Below are 20,966 nucleotides of genomic sequence, written 5' to 3'. Positions count from 1 at the left end.
GCATCGACGAGGCCGTCGCCGCCCGGGAGCAGGCCTCAACGCGGCTGGAGGAGGCCCGGCGCGCCGCCGAACGCGACGCGCACACCCTCACCGAGCTACGCGCCGAACGCGACGCCCTGCGCGAGGACATCCGCCGCGAACGCGCCGAGGCCGCCCGCGGCCGCGCCGCCGCCGACACCGAGATCACCCGGATCCGCGCCGAGGCGGCGGCGCAGCTCGACCAGGTCCGCGCGGCCGCGGCCGCCGAGGCTGAGCGGGTGCGTGCCGAGGCGGCGGCCGAACTCGACCGCGTCCGCTCCGAGGGCGAGGCCCGCCTGGCCGGCGAACGTCAGGCCGCCGCCGAACGTCTCACTGTGATCGGCGAGGCCCGCGCCGAGGCCCGGGCCCGCGCCGAACGCGCCGAACGCCAGGCCGACGAACTGACCGCGGAGCTTCGCGCCGTGCGCGCCAGCCCCACCCGCCCCGGCCCCACCTGATCAGGCCCCATCCGGTCAGGCCCCATCTGATCAGGATCGCTCTCGTCCGGCGGGCAACACGGACCGGTGCATGAGCACGGATGCGACGTGGGTCAGGGCACGGCGCAACGCGCGACGCGGAACCCCACGTCGTCGAGGTGGAAGGCCGGGTGGCCGCGGCGGCGTACGGAGGCCCGGCAGCTCCAGTGCTCGTCGAACCACCCACCGCCCCGCAGCACCCGATAGGTGCCGTAGACCTCGGTGTCGTACAGGTCCCAGCACCAGTCCCACACGTTGCCCAGCATGTCGTACAGGCCCCAGGAGTTGGGCTGTTTACCGCCCACGTCGTGGATTCGCCCGTGGGAGTTGCCGCGGTACCAGGCAATGTCGTCGAGCGGCCCGTACCGCGGGCCGCTCGTGCCGGCCCGGGCGGCGTACTCCCACTCAGCCTCGGTCGGCAGCCGGTACCCCTCGGCGCGGGTGTCCCACTCGACACCCTCCCCGTCGGCACCCTCGCCGTCGGCACCGTCGCGGTGGGACAGGGCGTTGCAGAGCCGGACCGCGTCCCACCAGGAAACCCCCTCGACGGGCAACCGGTCCCCGTGGGCCGAGCCCGGCCGCTGGCCGACAACCGCCGCGTACTGCTCCTGGGTAACCGGAAACGCCGCGAGACAGTACGGCGCGAGCTCGACCGACCAGCTGCGCTGCGTTCGCCGGTCGCACAGCGTCACCCGCCCCGGAGGGATGGAGATCAACGTGTTTCCCACGCCCGCGTCCATGGCCGGCGATCTTACCGAAGCTCGTCCGCACGGAGAGTCCCGGTAGGCGCGCGGGCTGTCCGTCTAGAGTGTTGCTCTATGGGAGGTGCCGGGATTATGGGAGGCGTCGGGGTAGCGCCCAGTCGGGCCCGGCTGGTGGACGCGGCCGTGGCCTGCGTGCTGGAGCAGGGCTGGGAGGCCACGTCCATGCAGGCGGTTCGGCGCCGGGCCGGTGTCAGTAACGGCAGCCTGTTTCACTACTTCCCCACCCGGGGGGACCTGGCCGCGGCCGTGGTGGGTGCGGGTCTTGCCGATCATCAGAGCGCGCTGTGGGGTGAGCTGCACACCTCGACCGGGCCCCGCGACGGCGTGACCCGCCTGGTCACCCGCCATCTGCGGTGGGTGGAAGAGCATCCGCCGCTGGCCCGACTGCTGCTGACCGCGCCGGTCGATGTCCTGCGCGGCACGATCGATGAGCGCACCGCCGCGGACAACCGCGGCTTCTTCGCCGCGGTGGCCGACTGGCTGCGTGGCCACGGCTGGTCCGACCGGCCCGACCTGGCGGTCGTCGTCGCGCTGTGGATCGGCCCCGCCCAGGAATACAGCCGCCACTGGCTCGCCCGCCCCGCGGGCTCCCCGACGCTCGTCGCCGACGACCTGGCCGACGCAGCCTGGCGGACGCTCGGTCCCCTGCTCACCCCGCAGAAGGAGTCATGACCCGTTGCTTGCAGTGCTACCGCCGTGCGCTCGACACGTTCACCACCATCGTCACTCGCGTGCCCGCCGACCGGTGGGACGCCCCGTCCCCCTGCCCGGTGTGGACCGGGCGGCAGCTGACCGGCCACGTCATCGACCCTGATCAGATCCGGTCGTACGGGAAGCGTGCGAATACCCGCACCGGGCATCTTCGGTCGGTGGCGCGGTATCTGGGCTGGCGGGCGCCGACGGCCTTGGAGTTGAAGGAGTTGGACGAGTTCCTGCTGGCGCAGGCGTTGGAGCATGACTCACCGGTTCTGCTGTTCCGGTTGGCGTGCGAGTACCTGATCTCGGCGCGGGTGATCCGGCCGGGTCCGGTGATGGTGGTCGAGCGGGTCGCGCACGCGCGGGAGGAGGCCCGGCGGGAGACGTTCGACCGGCTGGCGGACGAGTTCACCGACCAGCGGTGCGCCGGCCTGGACGGCCTGCTGGTGGACGATCCGATGATCGGTATGACGCGGTTACGGTGGCTGGCCACCGGACCGGTCGAGGCCTCGCCGGCGGCGGTGAAGGCTGAGGTAACGAAGCTGGAGTTCCTACGCGGTCTGGGCGCGCACACCCTGGACCTGTCCGTGCTGCCGGCCGAGCGGCGTAGGTTCCTCGCGACGGTGGGCCAGCGGTTGACCGCGCAGGCGTTGCAGCGCCGCGAGCCGCAACGCCGCTATCCGATCTTGCTCACGATGCTGGCGCAGTCGGCGACCGACGTGCTGGACGAGGTCGTGCAGCTGTTCGACCAGGCTGTCTCGGCGCGGGAAAGCAAGGCCGCGCACAGGATGCGCGACAAGCTGGCCGAGCGCGGCAAGGCCGGTGAGGACCGCCAGGCCCTGCTGGACGCGATCCTCGCCATCGCCGCCGATCCAGCAGTGCCGGACGAGGACGTCGGTGGGTTGATCCGGGGGGAGAAGGTCGGGTGGGAGCGGCTGCGGTCCGCGCAGGCCACCGCGTTGCCGCCGCTGCCACGTGATCATGGGCATCTGGCCGCGTTGGACGGTTCGTACGGGTACCTGCGGCAGTTCACCCCGCAGGTCCTGGAGGCGGTGACATTCGCCGGCGGCACCGCCGCGACCGACCTACTCAAGGCGGTGGCGATCCTGCGGGAACTGAACGCCACAGGCGCACGGAAGGTCCCCGACACCGCGCCGGCCAGCTTCGTCCCGGCCCGTCGGCGTGGCTACCTGGACACCGCGGCGAAGCCAGGCAACGTCGCCGCCTACCGGCACTACTGGGAACTGTGCACGCTCCTGGCGCTGCGGGATGGTCTGCGCACGGGCGATGTGTTCGTGCCCGGCTCGCGCCGCTACTCCGACCCGGCCGCCTATCTGCTCACTCCGAGCAAGTGGGCCGAGCAGCGGGTCGAGTTCTGCCGGCTGGTCGGCAAACCCGCCGATGCAGACGCGGCGCTGGCCCAGGTGCAAGACGAGCTGCGCACCGCCCTCGGCGAGGGCGATGGCCCGGTGCGGCTGGATGGCGACGGGGACCTGGTGATCTCCCCGCTGTCGGCGGAGGATGTCCCGTCCGACCCGCGCACAGCGAGAACATCAACTTCTTCGGCGCGATCGAGGTGGACATCGAGGGCGAGCTCGCACAGCTCGGGCCGACCGGTTACCGGCCACTGCGCGTCCGCGACACGCTGTTCTGACCACGGCAGGTCGTCGTGCACGGCTTTTAAGCCCGGATGCCCTCGCCACCGCTGGCCTGGCCCCGTCCGATTCACCCCGACGGCCCGCGTCAGGCAGGCTGGGTGATGAAGGCGGTGATGGCGTCCAGGCCGGGGTGGTAGCCGTCGCTGGTGTCGATGGTGAGCCGTGGGAGGTCCAGGCGGATGTCGACGAAGGCGCCGAGGGAGTGGCGGCCGGCGGCGATGTCGCTGAGGAGTTCGGCATCGCCGTGGGCGGCGCGGTGGGGGTCGAGCCCGGCGCGGGTGGTGATCCGCTGGTACGCGGTGGCCGGGTCGACGGTGCAGCGGATGATCCGCACGTCGGCGTGGGCGGTGAGCGGTTCCAGGTGGGGACTCCATAGCCGGTCCTGGAACGCGGCTTCGGCCACGACCGTGGCGCCCGCCTTCGCCAGGGTCTCCAGGACACCGAAGAAGGCGTGAAGAGCGGGGAGGTTGAGCGGGTCGTCGCCGCCGGCCTGGTAGCCGGGGCTGGCCAGGACCATTCCCTGTTTGATCTCGTCGCGGATCACCGCCGGGCAGCCGACGGCCGTGGCGACCGCGTGGGCGAGGGTGGTCTTGCCGGTTCCTGGCGGGTCGCTGACGACGGCCAGCACCGGCCTCCCCGTGGTCATGCCTCATCCTTCCACGCGCGGAGGTTCGCCCGCGGTCTCGCGAGGCGGTAGGCGATGAAGCCGGGCTCGTGGGACAGGCGGGCGAAGGCATCGGGGTGGGTGCGCGCCATCTCCGGCTGGGGCTGGTGCTCGAGGAGAGCGTCGAGAACGAAGCCGGCGGCGGTGAACTCGGCGATCCAGTCCTGCAGGGGCTGCCGCTAGTAGCGGTGGGTGAACCCGCACGACCACTGCTCCTGCTCGTGGCGGGCCTCGAAGTAGCCGCCGCCGCTGGCCCGCCAGTCGGCGGTGGGATGGCTGGTGGAGATGACGAGGGCTCCGCCGGGGCGCAGGATCCGGAACAGTTCGCGGAGCGCGCCGGCGCGGTCGGGCAGGTAGTGGATGACCAGGGCGAGCAGTGCCAGGTCGACGCTTTCGTCAGGCAGCCAGTCCAGTGGCTGGTTCAGGTCGTGCTGGCGCAGTTCCGGGGTGGGGCCGAGCCGCTCGCGGGCGATGTTGATCATGTCGGTGCTGGCGTCGCAGCCGATGAAGTGGGCGCCGCCGCGCAGGAGTTCGGCGGCGTACAGACCGGGCCCGCAGCCGGCATCGAGGACGGTGAGTCCCGCGACGTCGCCGAGCAGGCCGAGCACGGCGGGCCGGTCGTAGTGGGCGTTGTAGGCGCTGACCGCGGCCTCGTCGGCGAAGAGGTGGGCATACCCGTCGTAGAGCGCCCGGCCGGCGAGGGCTTCCGTCATCCCCGTCCTCCCTGGTGAGCGGCTTCCAGATCGACGGTCCGGCCGGACGGCGGCGAGGGGAACATGGTGTCCAGCAGCGCCGGGTCGGCAGGCTCCGCCGCGACGAAGGCCGGGTAGAGGGTCCGGACGGCGTGCTCGAAGGCGTGCGGCGGCACGGGCCGGTCGTACTCGATGGCGGCGTCCAGGCGCTCGTCGAACTCGGCGATCCAGCGCCGGTAGCCGACCACGAGGGGATCGTCGGCGGGCCAGGCGGCGTAGATGCGACGGTGGGCGAGGGTGAAGGGGGTCGGGCTGCGCCGGTAGGCGGCGGCGACGGTCCCGGCCGCGCCGGGAACCTGGTGGTAGACGCTGCTACAGGCGCCGGTGTAGGCGAACCGGTAGCCCTCGGCGTACAGGGTCAGCCACATCGCCCAGTCCTCGCAGTGCTGGAGGGTCTCGTCGAACCGGGCCGAGGTTCCAGTGTAGTTGCGGACGGTGACCGCTCCGGTGTGGATGAAGTTGGCGACCAGCAGGAAACCGGGATCGAAGGGGTAGCCCTTGCGCAGGACGGCGGCGCCGTCGGCCGGCCGCGGTATGGCGTCGACCCAGCGGTCGCTGACCAGCGCCGCGCCGTAGGCCACCTCGACGCGGGGATCAGCCAGGGTGGCGGCGGCGGCGGCCAGGTGGTCGGGCAGGAAGACGTCATCGTCATCCAGGAAGGCGAGCAGGTCTCCGGAGGCGGTGGCGGCGCCCAGGTTGCGGGCGTGCGAGACGCCCCGCCGCTCTGGCAGCTCCAACAGGGTGATCGCGAGCCGCCCGCCCCAGGCGTCGATGACCTGCTCGGGTGGGGTGCCGCCGTCGGCGACGACGATGACCTCGAAGTCGCGCAGGCTCTGGCGGTCCAGGCTGCGCAGGGCCCGGTCCAGGTGCGCGGGCCGGTCGGCGATGGGGATGACGACACTGATCACTGGCTGCTCCCGGCGTAGGGCTGGCAGCGGACTCGGGTGGTGGCCAGCTGCCAGGCCCGGCCGCCGGGCGCGGTCAGGCGCGCGGCGGTTCGGGCCGGGACGGCGGCCAGTCGGTAGATGTCACAGCGGGAGTTCCCGCCGCCCGCCTGCTTCGTGCGGATGTGGAGTTCCCGCAGGGCGCGGCCGTCGCGGCTGATCTCGATGCCGCGGCCGTGCTGGGCGTCGGTGACGAGCAGGGTTCCGCCCAGGAGTTGCTGGCAGCCTCCGGCGAATTCGGTGAACAGCGCGTCTGGTGGATCGGCGTCGTAGGTGAACACGATCTCGCCAGTGGCGGGGTCGATCTCCAGGACGCGGGAGCGGCGCACGGCGCGCCCGTTGTCGAACACCAGCACGCTGCCGCCGGGCAGGGCGGAGGGCTGGTGCGGCCCGGACAGCTGGCCGGGTCCCCACCACCAGCGCACCGCACCGGCGCGCGGGCTGACGACGGCGATCAGGTCGAGCTCGCGCACCGCGACCAGGGTGTCGCCGTCGTCCCACAGGCCGGCCGGATGGGCGGGCACGGTCTCCAGGGTGTTGGCGTGCAGCACGTCGCACGGCGAGCCGGGCAGGTCCCGCAGCACACGGGAGACCTCTCGCCCGCGTCGCCCCGCGAGTCGGTGCAGGTCAGCGCATCCGGACGTCGCCGTGGCGCGGCGGGCGAGCTCGTCGTGGACTAGGCCGCGCAGGTGGTCGACGGTGGCGAGCAGGTCGTACAGCGAGTGCTGCTCGGCTGGCCGCCCGCCGGCGTCGAGGACGGTGATCTGGTTGTCCAGCAGCAGGTACGGGCCGCCGGGCGCCGGGATGAGGCGGGGCTGCTCGGTCAGGACGTGCACCCGCCCGTCCGCGGCGACGTCCAGGTCGTGGTGGGCGGGCACCGGGGTGCTCCAGGCCACGCTGGAGTCGGGGCGGAGTTTCAGCACCGCGTGCAGCAGCACGATCGCGTACAGGCTTCCGTCGGGGCCGAGCTCGACGTGGTTCCAGCCGCGCAGGTACGACGGCGGGTCGTCGCCGGGGTCGGGCTGCCCGGCGGCGTTGCTCCAGGCGTGTACGAGCCGGCCGTCTTGGTCGGTCAGGCACGCCACCGGGTCCTGGTACGACGCCGACCGGCGAGAACAGCAGCAGGACGTCGTCCGGCCTGCCGCGGTCTGGGTTCTCGCCGGTCACCGCATCTCCTGGCGCACGGCGTCGGCGAGGCGGCAGGCGACCTGCTCGGCGACGCGCTCGCCGAGCGTGGGGCTGGAGCCCGTCGCGGTGTAGACGACGCCGCCGACGGTGGCGGCGTCCGCCGGGAGCGGGAAAAGGTGATAGGTGAACCGGCGGGGCGGGTCGCCCACCGGCCCGGCGGGTGCGGGGCGGGTGGTGTGCGGGGCGATGTGCATGACCAGGCTGGACTCGACCATGCTCGCGTGGTGGTCGACGTCGCGGGGAATGCCGGTCTCGGCGGCCAGGGCGTCGCGGAAGTCCTCGCCGACCACGTCCCACCAGTTCACGATCATCACCCGGGTGCCGGGGATGGCGTCGGCGATGATCCGCGCGGCCTCGCAGAGGAAGCTGATGTTGTCGATCGCGGAGTTGACGACGACGAGGCGGCGCAGGCCGTGGCGCGCGAGCCCGGTGAGCACCTCGGTGATCAGGCGGGTGAAGAGGTCGCCGCTGAGGTTGAGGACGCCTGGGAAGTCGCCGCCGAGGCGCTGGGGCGGTGTCGCGACCCCGTAGCCGAGGGTCGGGGCGATGAGGGCGCCGGGAAGGTCGCGGGCGAGCCGGCCGGCGAAGTAGTCGCTGATCATCGTGTCGGCGGCCAGCGGCAGGTGCGGGCCGTGGGGCTCGACCGCGCCCACGAGCACGATCACCACGCTGGCGGCTTCACCGGTGTCGGGAGCCGGATCGCGGGTCGCGTCGTCGAAGGCGGGCCAGGTCATCTCGCCGAGCAGCAATTGAGGAAGTCCTCCTTGTTGCAGCAGCCGCCGTCTGCGGCACACGGCGCCCAGGTCGCCCCGTGGTTCTCCAGGCAGAACCCCGCGTCCTGGACGCGGCCGACCGGGTGCAGGTCCTCGGCGGAGTAGCGCGAACAGCGGTAGGCCACCCCGTGGATGTCGATGAACAGGTAGTCGTGCCCTGCCCGGCACTCCAGACCCCGCGGGCCGGCGAGCGCGGTGAGCGCAGGCCTGGTCAGCGCCGGGTCGCCGCCCGCCTCCTCGATGACCTGAACGGCGCGTTCGTGGTCGTGGCGGTGAGCGCAGGCCTGGTCAGCGCCGGGTCGCCGCCCGCCTCCTCGATGACCTGAACGGCGCGTTCGTGGTCGTGGCCGACGGCGCACAGCAGCGGCACCGCGCCGGTGGGGCTGGCGGTCGGGGTGTCCGGGTCGTAGCCAAGGTCGAGATTGAACCGGAGCCCGGCCGCCCGTGCCGCGTCGCGTGCCCGCCGGGCCTGCGCAGCCTCGCCGGGGTCGAACAGCAGCGCGTTTACGACGACGAAGCAGCCGGGCGAGCGCGGCGGCGTCGATAAACTTCTCCAGGCTGATCTGGCCGGGGTGCCAGGTCAGCCACAGCGACACCTTGGCCATCTCGGCGGCCTCGGCCAGCAGGGGCAGGCGACGCTCGAGCAGCGAGGCGTTCGACAGCAGCTCCACGTAGCGGACGTTGTCCTGGCGGGTGAGCCAACCGGCCTGTTGGAGGAAGAACGAGGACGTGAACGGTTCGCCGAGGCTGCCCAGGCGGACCTCGACCGGATGCGGTCGGTTCCCGATCCAGCCGACCACGGCCGCCAGCACGTCCCGGTCGGCCGGGTTGGTCCAGTCGTAGCGGCGGCTCTTGGACCAGTCCCCGGTCGACACGCAGTACGGGCAGCCGAAGTTGCACAGCCGCTGCCCGGCCACGTACCAGATCCTCATCGCGTCGGTCATGGCGGTCCTCCTCCCAGTTGGGTCAGCCGAAGGCGGCGATCGGGCGGAACTCACGGGCGCCGTAGTCGAGCCGCTGGTTGTGGCAGCGCCGGCACGGCAGGCCCGCCGGCGCGTCGTCGACGCCGAACACCTGGCGGCGCAGGGCGACCGCGGCGTCGCTGGTCATGATCTCGTGGAGGCTGCCGGCGGTGATGTTGCCGAACCGTTCCCGTTGGTAGTAGTCGTTGCAGCACAGGAACAGGTCGCCGGCAACGCTGATGTTGGCATGGTGGACCGGCCAGCCGCAGCCCGTCAGCCGCCCCCGGATGTCGACGTTCTGGAAGTAGCCGCCGCCCACGGCACCGGCCCGGTCGCAGGTGGCACTCGCGAACACCTCCACGCCGGCGGGCTCGTACCGGGCGCGCACACCGGCCAGGTTGCGGTCGAGGCTCGCCCCGACGCCGTTGACGACGATCTGGACCGGCAGCCCGGCCTCGATCGCGGTGTCCAGGTTGGCCGTGGTCCGCAGGAAGCTCCGTGAGCCGGTGAGGCGCGCGAACTCGGCCTCGTCGGTGGAGGGCAGGTTCACGATCAGGTGCCGCAGCGCCCCGGGTCGGCGCAGGGCCTCGATCCGGTCGGGGGTGAGCGCGGAGGCGTTCGTGTAGAGCGCCAGCTGCAGGCCGTACCGGGACAGCACGCCGAGCCGGTCGGTGAACAGCCGGTCCAGCAGGGGCTCGTTGAAGAACTGGAACGTCACGTACCGCAGCGTCGGGACGGCCGCCAGCTTGGCCGCGACCTCCTCGAACAGCCCCAGCTGCATCGTCCGGCGCGGCTTGGGATCGGTGGCCACGGGGCAGAACCGGCAGCCCCAGTTGCAGTGCGCGGTCACCTCGATCTCGCCAGAGATCAGGTGATAGCCCCGGCACAGCTCGCCCGACTCCTGCAGCCAGCCCCGGGCCACCGCCGCGGCGACCAACTCGGCGCCGAACCGCTCCGCCAGCGCACCGGCCTCGACCGGGCCCGCGGCGCTGGCGCGCAGCAGGTCCAACATCGCCTGGTCGCTCTGCCACACGATCCGGAGGTCCAGACCGACGATCCCGAAGGCCACACCGGGCCCGGGCGGTTCCCCGGTGGGTGCGGTGGGCCCGTAGGTGTCGCTCCAGTAGCTGACCGGGGACGCCTCACCCGGCATCACCCGGGTCAGGTACGGCGAAGTCTGCAGGTGACGGTCACCACCACCCACGCCAGACCCCTCCCCGGCTCGGCGCGCCCGATCCAGGGCGCGGACGGCGGGCGCTTGTCACTGCGCACCACTCTGCACAGTGCAGGAACTCACATCGTGAGGACAGTATCTGAGTCCGGACCGAACGTGACAAGCCCCTGACGGGTTTTCGGCGCCGCGCGGTGGGGCGGAAGGGCGCGAGAAGGAGTCAGGGGCCGCAGCCTTCTGGAACGGCTGCGGCCCCTGACGGCTGAGGACGTCGGTCGCGCTACCTGCCGTGCCGCACTGGCTCCTCCGCCAAGCCGCCGAGCAGGTCGTCGAACTCGCCGTCGGTCACACCGGCCACGAAGGCACCCCACTCGGACTCGGTGAAGTAGAGGACCGTGCCGCCCAGACCAGCGGCGCCCCGCACCATGATCGCCTGCCGCCCCGGCTCGAAGACCTTGTCGTCCCGGCGGAAGTCCGCCGGGACCTGCTCGGCCGGAATGTGCCCGGTGATGATACCGCCGTCCCCAACGCTGCCCCAGATCTGCGCGCCGGCCTGCCTCCTGGTCTCGTCGACGAAGGCCGCCCAGACGTCCGGGGTGAACCACAGGTCGGGGCCCGACGGGAACTTGGAGTCGCGGACGCCTATCCGGCGGGCCGCGCCAGATCCGGCCGCGGCCACCTGAACGCAGTTGGCAGTCGGCTCGCTGCGAGTGGACTTGCGCCAAGCGGTGACGAGGGGGGCGATGGCGGGCGTGCTCACGGCACTGTTTATGGTGATCGCTTCCTAACGGTCAGGCAGCTTCGTCGCGGCCTGGCTGATGAACTCGACGCTGCCGGCGGGAGACAGCGCCACCTCGGCCAGCAGGTCGTACCGCTCGGCGTAGCGGGCGACCTGCGCCGAGTCGGTCACGATGACGTCGGTGGTGATGGACTCGATCGCCGCCACCACCGGGTCGCCCGGGTCGGGGTAGGTGTAGAGCGACAGCGATCCCGGCAGCGTCTGGTAGTCGCGCACCACCGCCTCGATCGGCAGCACCCGCACCGTGACGTTCTCCTCGCCGGCCCGGGCCGCCAGGTGCGCGAGCTGCTCGCGCATCACCGGCGGCGGCGCGGAGGGCCGCCGGACCGCGGCCTCGTCGATCAGCAGCTCGTAGCTCGGAGCGCCCGGGCGCCGCAGCATCCGCTGCCGACCAGCCCTGCCCTCCAGCACGCCCTCGACGGTGGCCTCACCCGCGGGCATGACGCCCGGGAGCAGCAGCCGGGCGCGGGCGTACTCGGCCGTCTGCAGCAGGCCAGGAACCGAACTCGGCTGGTACTCGCGGATGCCCACCGCCCCGGCTTCGAGGTCCGCGTACAGCACCTGCCGCTCGCCCATCACCCGGGCACCGGACTCCCACCAGCCCCTGGTCGCCGCATCCTGGGCGATCCTCAGCAGGCTCGTCCACTCCGCTCCCTCGACACCGAGCGCCTCCAGCAGCTTCATCACGTCGTTGATGTCCGGGGAAACCCGGCCGTTCTCCAACCGCGAGATCTTCGACCGGTCGACCCCGATGCTCCTCGCCAGCTCCAGGTGGTTCAGCCCGGCGGCCTCGCGGAGTCGTCTCAGCTCCTGCGCGAGCCGGTAGCGGCGGACGTACGGGCTGATCATGAACAATCCCAACGCGCGGACTCGTGAACTGTGCGGGGATCCGCACTTGTCGATCAGGCTATCAGTGCTGAAATTCGCGAAGATGCAGGCATCGGCACACCCGTCACCCGCGTCGGCGAGGCGCCGGACCGCTACCTGGCCCGATGGCCAGCTTCCGATCTTGTCGACAAACGGTCCCTTCCCGGCAAGATCAGAACGGCAGTTCGTCGCTGTAGCCACCCGCGAGCGCGGCCCAGGGGTCGATCACCGGAACTCCTCGGATGGGCCGATCGTCGATGTAGGTGTATGACCTCGGTGTCTGGGTTGTCACCAGACGCAGGGTCCGCTGCGCGAAGGAGTTCTCCTCCCAGCCGGGGAGATGACCCCCTCGTCCGCGCTGTGCGACCGCCGGATCCCCCCCCCGACGGCGTCACAGCGTGGGACTCGGGGTCACATGCCGCAGGCCGGTACGGGTTCTCTGGAGGAAGCAGTGAGGATCCCCTGTGTCTGGCACGAGCTGGGACTGGCCGAGGAGCAGGAGCGGTCGATCCGCGTGATCATCTGGGTGGTGGTGGTTCTCGTCATCCAGGACCCGCTTCTGCTCGGCTGGTAGATCCCAGCGGCAACACAGCACCGGCGCCCTTGTCGCCTCCGCGGAGGCGACAAGGGCGCTTTGCCGTCGTGGGGGCGACCCGCCGATTGATGATCTTTTTCCGGTCAGGATGATCTTTTTCCGGTCAGCTCGACTGGTCGAAGACCCGGATCCCCGGGATCGGACTCTCCGTGGCCTGATCCGCCAGGACCCCCAGCGACAGCGCGATCGAGGCCAACGCCAGCGCCACCGGTTTGTTGTCGTCGATGTCGTGCATCTCCCGGGCGCCAGCGGCCGCCCGCCTCGCCAGCTCCCCGGCCATCACCCCCCGCCGCGCGCTGCCGCTCTGCATCCTCTCCGATACCCACCACACGATCATCCCCGTGCCCGTCCCCTCCGTCCCCCGAACACAGCAGCCCATCACCACCGAGAGATGTGTGCCGAGAACGTTCGATTATCGACAAGATCGGATAGCGGGGCGCCCGGCGGACACCCGCCTAGTTGACAATCTTGTATAGACGGAAGCCGCCGTAGGCGACGGCGAAAAACAGGATCGCGAGTAGGTCACCGCGGGCGATCAGCTGGAACCCGTGGTCGTGGCAGCGACTGAGCAGACCCCGGCGCCGCCGGTAGCACAGCCGGCCGGTCGTACGGGTCGCCGCGCCACAGCGGGACAGCCACGAGGAACACGAACAGCATGATCATCGCGAGGCCTCTCCGGAGGTAGGCGAGACATCGACGGGGCCGCGGCGCGGCGCCGGGAGGCCGGGCAGGATCCGCTCGCCGGCCATCCACCGCGCCAGCAGCTCCCGGTCGACCAGCTGGATGCGGTGGCGCCGCCCGAAGTCCGCGGCCGCGTCGGTGAACCGGCCCGAGGTGACCAGCAGCGCGACATCGGCACGGTGGTCCGTCCACGCGCAGCCGTTGCACTCCCGCACCGCGGACGGCCCCACCGAACGGCCCGGGTAGTGCTTGCACTGCACCGCGATCCGGGCCCCGCGCGGGGTGTAGGCAAGCACGTCCACACCGCCGTCCCCACGGCCCCCGACCACCCGCACCCGCAGGCAGCCGTCCCGGGTCAGGAGATCCGCGACGTGATGCTCGAACCCCGTCGGGCTCAGGGTGTCGACGGCGGCGGCCGCGGCCGCGGCCCTCCGGCCGATCTCGCGGATGCGGCTGGCGCGCACCGCGAGCCAGAGCCCGACAGCCGCCAGCACCACGAGGACCCCGAGCGGCAGCGTCCACCAGTCCCACGCTTTCACGAGCCCCTGGACCATCACGACGAGAACCACGCCACCGAACGCCACCGCCGTCACCCGGGGAACCACCCGCTCCCCCACCGTCGGCCGCGACGATGGACGCCCCCGCGCCCGGCGAGCCTGAGACGGACGAGTACGGCGAGCACTCGGACGACGCCGCGCAGACGAAGAACCCCGACGAGCCACCCATCCACTATTCGCGCACAACACGCCACATGAGGGTGCTTCGGCGACGTAGCGAGGAGATCCCGTCACGCAAACGGCACAAGAACCGGCCTACGTCGCTCCCGGGAAGACGAAAACGCACGTTTTCAATCCTGCGCGCCAGGAAGGTGCCGGTAAGAAACGTGTCACCAGCCGCAAACGCGGATGATCTTGTGCTGGCTGGCCACGTGTGCGAGACCGAGCGGCGACCGGGGTCGGGCCACGTGTCGAGTTGCTGGCGCGGTTCCTGGTCAGCCGCGGCTTCGGTAGTCGGCCGAGGGCCCGTCCTACAATGGTGCGGTGACCGACACTGTGGGTGGCCGTGCGGCGTTTCAGGTCTTGGTCCTGCCCTACAGGCAAACCGGGCAGGGCACGGAGTACGCCTTGTTCCGGCGTGCTGATGCCGCCTATTGGCAGGGTGTCGCCGGTGGTGGCGAGGCGGGTGAGTCTCCGGCGCAGGCAGCCCGGCGGGAAACCGCCGAGGAGGCCGGTCTGGTCGGCGAACGCGAGTTCATCGCGCTCGACGCGCGGGCCACGATCCCCGTCGTCTACGTCACCGGGGAGTTCACCTGGGGGCCGGACATGCTGGTGATCCCGGAGTACGCGTTTGGTGTCCGCGCGGAGGACGCCGAGGTGACGTTGTCGGACGAGCACACCGAGTACGGCTGGTTCAGCCTCGACGACGCGGTGAAGGCCGTGCAGTGGGATTCCAACCGCACCGCCCTGTGGGAACTGGACCATCGGCTACGCCACGGCGTCGGTCACCGCGCCGCCTGAGCGACCAGGTCCGCGACCCGGCGGCCGAGCACTGTCGCGGTGTCCGTCCCCGACTCGTACCGGGCGGCTGCGACTGACTCCGCACACTCGCGTAGTCGTCGACGATGTCCCCGCGTGTGGTCCGCGGTGAGGCGTGCGTGTTCGTGTGGATCGTCGAGGAGACCGTCGGGTAGACGCGCGGCGGTCAGGGCCGTGGTGGCCTGCTGGGTGTCCAGCGTCCGCCAGGCCGCTGGACTGGTATCGCGGAACGCCATGTCGATGAACGCTGTGACCGGTCCGCCGGCGGACCGTGCCACCGTGAACGCCGCCGCGACCGTGGAGGCGGGCAGGTAGGTACGGTTCTCCTCGTCGGTGAGGGCGCCGGTATCACGGGTGAGGCCGCGTAGGGCGGGGAACAGGGCGATCGTGGGCGCGCGCAGCCCGATCGTGGTCGGTAGGGCGTGGACCTGGACCGGGCCGTCGGGGTTGAGGAACGCCAGCGAGTTCGCGACCAGTGTCACCGGACCGGCTACGCCGGTCAGCAGGTGTAGCAGGGCGGTTGTCTTGCCACTGCCTCGCCCGCCGAGCAGGCACATCGCTCCCGTCGGGGTCATCACGCTCGCCGCGTGTAACGGGATCCAGCCCGCAGCGATGATGAAACTGGCCCGTGACCTCGTTGCTTATCGCAAGACCGGCTCCTCCCGCTCCGGGGGAACCCGTCACACCCGGGAGTTCCGCTGCCCGGCGCGGGCCCGGTTCGCCGCCGCGATACACGACCACGCAGCTCGCGGGCTCGATGTAGTCCCCGCGGTGCTGCCCAACGACGCCGGTGATCTCGTCACCGAGCATGGCGCCCACCGCTACCTGCTGGCCCAGCGCGCCCTGGGGGCTCCTCTGGGACAGGACGTGCGGCGTTGCGCCCGGAGAACCTCTCGGCGCTGCGGGACTTGCCGGTCACGCTCGTGCACGGCGACGTGCACCCGGGCAACATCCTGACCGCCGACGGTCACATCAGCGGAATCCTCGACTTCGATCTCGCCCGGCTGGCCCCGCCCGCCTACGAACTCGCCCGCGCGCTGCTCTACTGCACACCCCCCGCCGGGCCGGTCGCGAGCTACGCGCCGCGGGTGACCGCGTTCCTCGCCGGCTACCTCGCGGTGTGCCCGTTGAGCCAGCACGAGCTCGCGACGATGGTCCCGCTCTTCGAGACAACACAGATCATCGACACCTTCGGCCTCGCCGTGTGCGACAGCGCGACGCCAGCTCTGCTGGCTTTCGGGCACGCACGTTTCGCGTTGCTGTACTGGCTCCACCGCAACGCCGCAGCCCTGACCCTCTTCGCCCTGCAGACGCGCCAGGACCGGTTGTCGCTAAGGAACACGCGGCTGCAGGCGCTGGTCTAACCAGCCTGCGGTGCAGCCGCGGCGATGTCGTGGCGGGCCCATTTCGGGGTGCGGAAGGGGTTGAGGTCGATGCGGGTTGGCTACGTCAGAGTCAGCAGCGTCGACCAGAACACGGTGAGGCAACTTGACGGGGTGGACGTTGAGCGGATGTTCACCGACAAAGCGTCCGGGGCAGCGCACCCGTGCGATGTGGCTGTGGTCTGTGGATCGTGGCGTCCTATCCTGTCCGGATGCAGGAATCCACGGCGGGTCACGAACGTCCGGTGCGCGGCTTCGAGCTGATCTGCGAGATCGAGCCGCCGACCCGGCCGGACCTGACCCATGCCCGCCACCAGATCGGCGTTCTGAGCCCCGTCACCGACGCGTTCCTGATCCCCGACAACCACATCGGACGCGCGACGGTGTCGAGCATCGCCGTCGCCCACGAGGTGCAGACGATGGGGGGACGCAGCATCGCCTGCGTGAACTCCCGCGACCGTAACCTGCTCGGCTTCCGCCGCGACCTGCTCACCGCCGCGGCCTACGGCGTCGAGGAATTCCTGTTCGTCCACGGCGACAAACCCACCGCCGGGAACCGAACCAGCGACCTGACCGTGCGCGCGATGATGGACGAGGCCCGCGCGGCCAGCGAGGATCCGGTCTTCGCGGACATGCCGGCGTTCCGGGTCGGCGCCGCGGCCGGCCTACGTCCGCTGCCCACATGGAAACGAGCGGCCGACTTCCTGTTCGTACAGGTCAGCTACTCGATGGACGCCCTGCTGCGCTGGCGCGACGCCCATCCGGTCGAACTGCCGATCTACGCCGGCGTCATGGTCCTCGCGAGCGCCGGGATGGCCCGCCGCCTCGCCGCGACCATCCCCGACATCGACATCCCCGACGACCTCGTCCAAGCAGTCGAACGGGACCAGGCGGCCGGGGTCGAAGCGGCCTGCGACCAGGTGCTACGGCTGCGCGACAGCGGCGCCTTCGCCGGTGTGCACCTCGTCCCGGTTAGCCGCTACCGCCAGGTCGCCACCCGACTTGAGGACCTTCTCTAACCGCCCGGGCCGTTTCTCGCAGGTCTTGGTACCCCTCACGCAGGGTCCAGCAGTCGATCAGCTGCTCCGGAGTGCACTCCCGCCGCATGGAAGTCCGACCTGGCCCGGGAGTTCGGCATCAGCCGCGAGAACGCCGGCCTGCCGGCCTCTACTGGGACGACCTCCCCGAGGACAAGATCGCGGCGATCCCGGTCCTGGCGGCGCTCCGGTCTCACACAGGCTGACCTGGTCAGCGAACATTCCCTCCGGATAGAAATCCGGTGGCCTGCCTGGCAGGTCCTCCCAGCTCAGCGGGCCTGCCGCCTGCGAAAACGTTCTTCCCAAGCGGTGGAATGACCTACGCACACCACCTGGCGATCATGACTTCTCGGAATCCGTCTCACGCGAGATAGCGAGGCGCTCGCCCGCCATCTGGCCTGCTGGTTCCTCGACGAGGTCCAGCCGGCGATTGCCGGGGCTCTGGTGCTCGTCCGAGTCTCTGAGACCCCGGGGACCTGGGCCGAGTACGTCGTCGGCGCTGCCGGGCGACTGCCGGAGCCCCGGCCGGTCTGCTCGTGGCGGAGCGGTTTGGCCCGACGTTTCAGGGCGAGGGCGTCACGGCTGGCCAGCGGGCGGTCTTCCTGCGGCTGTCCGGGTGCAATCTGACCTGCTCGTTCTGCGACGAGCCCCATACGTGGGACTGGCGCCGGTTCGACCGGTCGGAGCACAGCGAAGCGATCCGGGCGCGCGCGCTCGTGGACTGGCTGCTCGCCCAGCCGGCCGAGCGGGTGGTCGTGACGGGGGGGAGAGCCGCTGCTCCAGCAGCGGCGGCTGGTCCCGCTCGTCGCGGAGCTCCATCGCGCCGGCCGTCGGGTCGAGATCGAGACGAACGGGACCGTCGTTCCCGCCGACGACCTGGTGGCGGCTATCGACCGGTTCACGATCTCGCCGAAGCTGTCCGGTTCGGAGGTTCCGGAGCCCAGGCGGATCGTGCCCGCGGCGCTGCGCGCCTTCGCCGGGCTGAGCAGCGTGGCGTTCAAGTTCGTCGTCTCCCGGCCCGCCGAGGAGATCGAGGAGATCGCCGCGCTCGAAGCGCGGTTCGGCACGTTGGCCGACAGGTGGGCCATCGATCTGATGGTCAGCCAGGAACTGGACCTGTCCCGCGCCGGCAAGAGCCCCACAGCCTTCGCCTCGATCTCGGACATGATCAGCGCGTTGTCCGGCCGGCCGGTGCGCGTGGGCAGCCCGTTCTGGCAGCTGACCAAGACGGAGATCGTCGCCTGGTACCTCGCCGAAGGGCTGCCCGCCGCCGACCTGCTGCGACATCACCCTCGACGACGACCAGATCCTCCTCCGACTCGGCGACCCGTCCGTTCCGGTGCCCGAACTGTTCGCCGCCGCGACCCACCGGGACAACATGACCACGGCGACGAATCCGAACAGCCGCTGGCTGTTCCCCGGCCGCCGCGCCGGCCAGCCACTACACCCCGGCAGCCTGCTCGACCAGATCCGCGCCCTCGGCGTCCCGATACAGGCCGCCCGGATCGCCGCGCTACGCCAGCTCGTCCTGCAAGCGCCCGCCCCGGTCGTCGCCCAGGCCCTCGGCTACCACCCGATCACTACCCAATGACACCGCGCCGAAGCCGGTGGAACCTGGAGCCACTACGCCCGGGAGGCCACGAACATGTTCGCTGACCAGCTCGTTCACATCGTCACTTACGACACGGCGTGGCTCGCCCAGTTCGCTGAGCAGCAAGACCGGCTCCGCGCCGTCCTGGCCCCGTGGCTGGCCGGCGCGATCGAACACATCGGGTCCACCGCGGTTGCCGGCATGCCCGCCAAGCCTGTCATCGACCTGCTCGCCCCCGTGCGGTCGCTCGACGAGGCCCGGAGCGCGGTGCCAGCGATGGAAGCAGACGGATGGCTGTTCTGGCCTGATGATCCGTGCCGGCACTACCGGCTTTGGTTCCTGCGTCCGCGACCCGACGCCCGCACCCACCATCTGCAGGTGGTCGAGCACGGCCACCCCCACGCCACGGCACTGCTCGCGTTCCGGGACGCGCTGCGCGCCGACCCCGGACTGCGCCAGGACTATGCGGATCTGAAGAAGCACCTCTCCGGCGAGCACCGCGACAACCGCAACGCCTACACCAACGCCAAGAGCGACTTCGTCGACCAGGTCCTGCGCAGCACCGGGATCCAGCCGCTGCCACGCGATCTCCTACCCGAGTAGAACCCGCCCTCCCCGCCACCAAGAGCGAGGACAAGCCGGGCCTGAGGCCCGAACCCGCGACACTCGAATACGCGACTCTGCCCGTCTCAAACCCCGAGTCGTCAACCCGCCGTCAGGCCTGCTCGCCGGAGACCGTCCGCTGGGGGCGTACGCCGTCCGGCCGGTAGATCCTGGCCGGCGGCCCGGGGGGATCGGTGCCGAGGGTGTTCCCGCAGCGGGTGGAGATCCACGCCCGGGTGCCGCCGGGATGCGGCGCCGGCCGCCAGCTTTCCAGGTCGTAGGTCTCGCCGGTGGCGAAGCCCTTCCCGCCGTTCAGCGCCGGTAGCTGCGCGAAGTTCTGATGGCACGCCAGCTGGTCGCGCAGACTGTCGGCAAGCTCGCCGCGCAGGCCCGTCACACACCCCTGCACGGCCTGCCAGATCTCGGCGGCAACCTGGCCGCGGTCCCCGGCGCGCCGCCCCTCGGGGGTGGGCCGCACCTGGACGCGGAACCGGCCGTCCGCCCACTGCTGCACGATGATCTCCTCGACGTAGCGGCTCGGGCCGCAGTAGGGCGTGCTGGCGCCGGCACGGCTGCCGGTGCCCGCGCCGGCGGCCTGCGGGCTGTGTGTCGTTTCGGGGCTGTGTGTTGCCTCGGGGCCGGGGATGGGGCTCGGGCCGTGCGCGGGAGTCGGGCCGCCGGGGGGATGCACCCCCGCGGCGGCGAGCAGCCCCACCGCCGGGACGCCCAGCAGGAGGACCCGCGCGAGGACCGCGCACAGGCGTGCCCCCACAATCCCGGACGCGGTACTCCCTGCGGTCCCCGCCACGTGTGCTCCCCCGGGTCCGGGGCGGGTGGGTTCCGCCGGTTACCGCCGCGTCAACCCACCGCACCGGCAGCCGTTAGGCGGCCTCGGGGGCGGGGCGTCAGCGGTGCAACGTACGGCGGCGGCCCACCGCCCGCCACACCAGCAGCACGACGATACCCCCGATGATCGAACCGACGATGCCGGACGGTTGCAGCGCGCCCTCGCTGAGATCACGGTTGAACAGGACGTAGCCGAGGAAACCGCCGACGAACGAGCCGACGATGCCGAGCAGGATCGTCGCAGGGATACTCATCGGGTCGGGCCCGGGCACGAGCAGGCGCGCGACCGCGCCGGCAACGAGACCAAGCAGCACCCAGCTGATGAGAGTCCAGACCACGGAAGACCTCCGGCCAGTAATGATCATCGATGGCCAACCGATGATCGAGGAGCTAGGACGTCCGCCGTATACCCGACCGACCCGGTTCGTCAAACAACGTCCGGAACGTCGTCCCGCGGACAGCCTGCCCGTCGAGATGACTCAGGAGATGGTGCGCCGCTGGATGGTGACCTCGTGCGGCTCACGGTCGGGGGTGTCGAGGGCGAAGCTGATGATCCGCCGAGGATGGATGCGGATGATCGCACCGTCGATGCGGCCGGCGGGACCGTCCGGGGCCTGGATGGCCTCCGCGGCGCCGCGGATCTCCAGGAAACGCACCCGCCACGGGTCACTGGAGACGATGTCGTCGATGACGATCGCGGCCCTGCCCTGCCGGGAGACGTTGTGGAACTTCTGGCTCGCGGCCATGTTGTACCCGCCGATGTCGATCGTGCCCAGCTTCTCGTTGAGGCTGAACCCGACCGGGTTGACCTGCGGGGTGCCGTCGGCCTGCACGGTCGCCAGCCGGCCCAGGGGCTGGGTGCGCAGGTAGTCGGTCTCGAGCTCGGTGAAGGTCATGGCTTGCCTCCTCTGGTGGGGCGGAGCGGGGCCACGGGGACCGCCCCGACACCCGGGCCTGTTTGGGA

The 20,966-nt window shown here is 71.3% G+C and carries 24 protein-coding genes and 1 pseudogene; 9 read left to right on the top strand and 16 right to left on the bottom strand.

What is annotated here, in order from left to right; genetic code table 11:
- A pseudogene (locus AC08OU_RS10500) lies at positions 1–476 on the top strand (hypothetical protein); the annotation flags it as partial.
- A 92-nt stretch (positions 477–568) separates the two neighbouring features.
- Here AC08OU_RS10500 and AC08OU_RS10495 read toward each other — a convergent pair.
- Positions 569–1,234 carry a formylglycine-generating enzyme family protein gene (locus AC08OU_RS10495; RefSeq protein ID WP_476600329.1) on the bottom strand — a complete coding sequence of 222 codons (666 nt, stop codon included), beginning with the start codon at positions 1,232–1,234 and terminating at the stop codon, positions 569–571.
- A gap of 96 nt (positions 1,235–1,330) precedes the next feature.
- Between AC08OU_RS10495 and AC08OU_RS10490 the strand changes: the two genes are divergently transcribed.
- Positions 1,331–1,930 carry a TetR/AcrR family transcriptional regulator gene (locus AC08OU_RS10490; RefSeq protein WP_476600330.1) on the top strand — a complete coding sequence of 200 codons (600 nt, stop codon included), beginning with the start codon at positions 1,331–1,333 and terminating at the stop codon, positions 1,928–1,930.
- On the top strand, positions 1,927–3,714 hold the full coding sequence (locus AC08OU_RS10485; RefSeq protein ID WP_476600332.1) for a DUF4158 domain-containing protein: 1,788 nt from the start codon (positions 1,927–1,929) through the stop codon (positions 3,712–3,714). The genes AC08OU_RS10490 and AC08OU_RS10485 overlap by 4 nt, the downstream gene beginning before the upstream one ends.
- Here AC08OU_RS10485 and AC08OU_RS10480 read toward each other — a convergent pair.
- The 9 genes from AC08OU_RS10480 to AC08OU_RS10440 form a co-directional block, all read right to left on the bottom strand.
- Complete coding sequence (locus AC08OU_RS10480) at positions 3,698–4,258, bottom strand: P-loop nucleotide/nucleoside kinase family protein (protein WP_476600334.1); 561 nt, start codon at positions 4,256–4,258, stop codon at positions 3,698–3,700. The genes AC08OU_RS10485 and AC08OU_RS10480 overlap by 17 nt on opposite strands.
- A 197-nt stretch (positions 4,259–4,455) precedes the next feature.
- Positions 4,456–4,989: a class I SAM-dependent methyltransferase gene (locus AC08OU_RS10475; RefSeq protein ID WP_476600336.1), complete on the bottom strand. Its 534-nt coding sequence runs from the start codon at positions 4,987–4,989 to the stop codon at positions 4,456–4,458.
- A complete protein-coding gene (locus AC08OU_RS10470) occupies positions 4,986–5,936 on the bottom strand; it encodes a glycosyltransferase family 2 protein (protein ID WP_476600337.1) in 951 nt (316 codons plus the stop codon). Before AC08OU_RS10470 ends, AC08OU_RS10475 begins: the two co-directional genes overlap by 4 nt.
- Positions 5,933–7,057 (bottom strand): arylsulfotransferase family protein, encoded by a 1,125-nt coding sequence (locus AC08OU_RS10465; protein WP_476600339.1) that lies wholly within the window; start codon positions 7,055–7,057, stop codon positions 5,933–5,935. The genes AC08OU_RS10470 and AC08OU_RS10465 overlap by 4 nt, the downstream gene beginning before the upstream one ends.
- A gap of 78 nt (positions 7,058–7,135) precedes the next feature.
- Complete coding sequence (locus AC08OU_RS10460) at positions 7,136–7,909, bottom strand: creatininase family protein (protein ID WP_476600341.1); 774 nt, start codon at positions 7,907–7,909, stop codon at positions 7,136–7,138.
- The gene (locus AC08OU_RS10455; RefSeq protein ID WP_476600343.1) at positions 7,891–8,877 is read right to left on the bottom strand and encodes a hypothetical protein; all 987 of its coding nucleotides are present in this window, start codon (positions 8,875–8,877) and stop codon (positions 7,891–7,893) included. The genes AC08OU_RS10460 and AC08OU_RS10455 overlap by 19 nt, the downstream gene beginning before the upstream one ends.
- Before the next feature lie 22 nt (positions 8,878–8,899).
- Positions 8,900–10,099, bottom strand: a complete 1,200-nt coding sequence (locus AC08OU_RS10450) for a radical SAM/SPASM domain-containing protein (RefSeq protein WP_476600345.1) — start codon at positions 10,097–10,099, stop codon at positions 8,900–8,902.
- A gap of 247 nt (positions 10,100–10,346) precedes the next feature.
- On the bottom strand, positions 10,347–10,826 hold the full coding sequence (locus AC08OU_RS10445; protein WP_476600346.1) for a DUF397 domain-containing protein: 480 nt from the start codon (positions 10,824–10,826) through the stop codon (positions 10,347–10,349).
- Positions 10,827–10,850: 24 nt separating this feature from the next.
- A complete protein-coding gene (locus AC08OU_RS10440; protein WP_476600348.1) occupies positions 10,851–11,714 on the bottom strand; it encodes a helix-turn-helix domain-containing protein in 864 nt (287 codons plus the stop codon).
- 469 nt (positions 11,715–12,183) lie between these two features.
- On the opposite strand from AC08OU_RS10440, the gene AC08OU_RS10435 reads away from it, so the two are divergent.
- Complete coding sequence (locus AC08OU_RS10435; RefSeq protein WP_476600350.1) at positions 12,184–12,306, top strand: hypothetical protein; 123 nt, start codon at positions 12,184–12,186, stop codon at positions 12,304–12,306.
- Between the two features lie 124 nt (positions 12,307–12,430).
- Here the strand turns inward: AC08OU_RS10435 and AC08OU_RS10430 are convergent, their stop codons facing one another.
- Positions 12,431–12,637, bottom strand: coding sequence for a hypothetical protein (locus AC08OU_RS10430; RefSeq protein ID WP_476600352.1), 207 nt, complete (start codon positions 12,635–12,637; stop codon positions 12,431–12,433).
- 349 nt (positions 12,638–12,986) lie between these two features.
- Positions 12,987–13,601, bottom strand: a complete 615-nt coding sequence (locus tag AC08OU_RS10425) for a restriction endonuclease (RefSeq protein WP_476600354.1) — start codon at positions 13,599–13,601, stop codon at positions 12,987–12,989.
- A gap of 447 nt (positions 13,602–14,048) precedes the next feature.
- On the opposite strand from AC08OU_RS10425, the gene AC08OU_RS10420 reads away from it, so the two are divergent.
- On the top strand, positions 14,049–14,525 hold the full coding sequence (locus AC08OU_RS10420; RefSeq protein WP_476600356.1) for an NUDIX hydrolase: 477 nt from the start codon (positions 14,049–14,051) through the stop codon (positions 14,523–14,525).
- On the opposite strand, the gene AC08OU_RS10415 is transcribed toward AC08OU_RS10420, so the two are convergent.
- Positions 14,510–15,121, bottom strand: a complete 612-nt coding sequence (locus AC08OU_RS10415) for a hypothetical protein (protein WP_476604778.1) — start codon at positions 15,119–15,121, stop codon at positions 14,510–14,512. The two genes, AC08OU_RS10420 and AC08OU_RS10415, sit on opposite strands and share 16 nt — an antisense overlap.
- A 297-nt stretch (positions 15,122–15,418) precedes the next feature.
- On the opposite strand from AC08OU_RS10415, the gene AC08OU_RS10410 reads away from it, so the two are divergent.
- From AC08OU_RS10410 to AC08OU_RS10395, 4 genes are all read left to right on the top strand, one after another.
- Positions 15,419–15,907 (top strand): phosphotransferase enzyme family protein, encoded by a 489-nt coding sequence (locus AC08OU_RS10410; protein ID WP_476601924.1) that lies wholly within the window; start codon positions 15,419–15,421, stop codon positions 15,905–15,907.
- A 230-nt stretch (positions 15,908–16,137) separates the two neighbouring features.
- Entirely contained in the window at positions 16,138–16,944 is an 807-nt protein-coding gene (locus AC08OU_RS10405) for a methylenetetrahydrofolate reductase (RefSeq protein ID WP_476601928.1), read from the top strand.
- Between the two features lie 1,357 nt (positions 16,945–18,301).
- Positions 18,302–18,553, top strand: coding sequence for a hypothetical protein (locus AC08OU_RS10400; protein ID WP_476601925.1), 252 nt, complete (start codon positions 18,302–18,304; stop codon positions 18,551–18,553).
- A 54-nt stretch (positions 18,554–18,607) separates the two neighbouring features.
- Positions 18,608–19,156: a GrpB family protein gene (locus tag AC08OU_RS10395; RefSeq protein ID WP_462188994.1), complete on the top strand. Its 549-nt coding sequence runs from the start codon at positions 18,608–18,610 to the stop codon at positions 19,154–19,156.
- 112 nt (positions 19,157–19,268) lie between these two features.
- Here AC08OU_RS10395 and AC08OU_RS10390 read toward each other — a convergent pair whose 3' ends face one another.
- From AC08OU_RS10390 to AC08OU_RS10380, 3 genes are all read right to left on the bottom strand, one after another.
- The gene (locus AC08OU_RS10390; protein ID WP_476601926.1) at positions 19,269–19,964 is read right to left on the bottom strand and encodes a DUF2599 domain-containing protein; all 696 of its coding nucleotides are present in this window, start codon (positions 19,962–19,964) and stop codon (positions 19,269–19,271) included.
- Positions 19,965–20,061: 97 nt separating this feature from the next.
- The gene (locus AC08OU_RS10385; protein ID WP_462188996.1) at positions 20,062–20,340 is read right to left on the bottom strand and encodes a GlsB/YeaQ/YmgE family stress response membrane protein; all 279 of its coding nucleotides are present in this window, start codon (positions 20,338–20,340) and stop codon (positions 20,062–20,064) included.
- 141 nt (positions 20,341–20,481) lie between these two features.
- On the bottom strand, positions 20,482–20,898 hold the full coding sequence (locus AC08OU_RS10380) for a PPOX class F420-dependent oxidoreductase (protein WP_476601927.1): 417 nt from the start codon (positions 20,896–20,898) through the stop codon (positions 20,482–20,484).
- Positions 20,899–20,966: the final 68 nt, after the last annotated feature.

This window comes from Frankia sp. CcMO1 (assembly GCF_977945845.1).
Note: the sequence above shows the minus strand (reverse complement) of the source record. Positions and strands in the feature narration are given on the sequence as shown.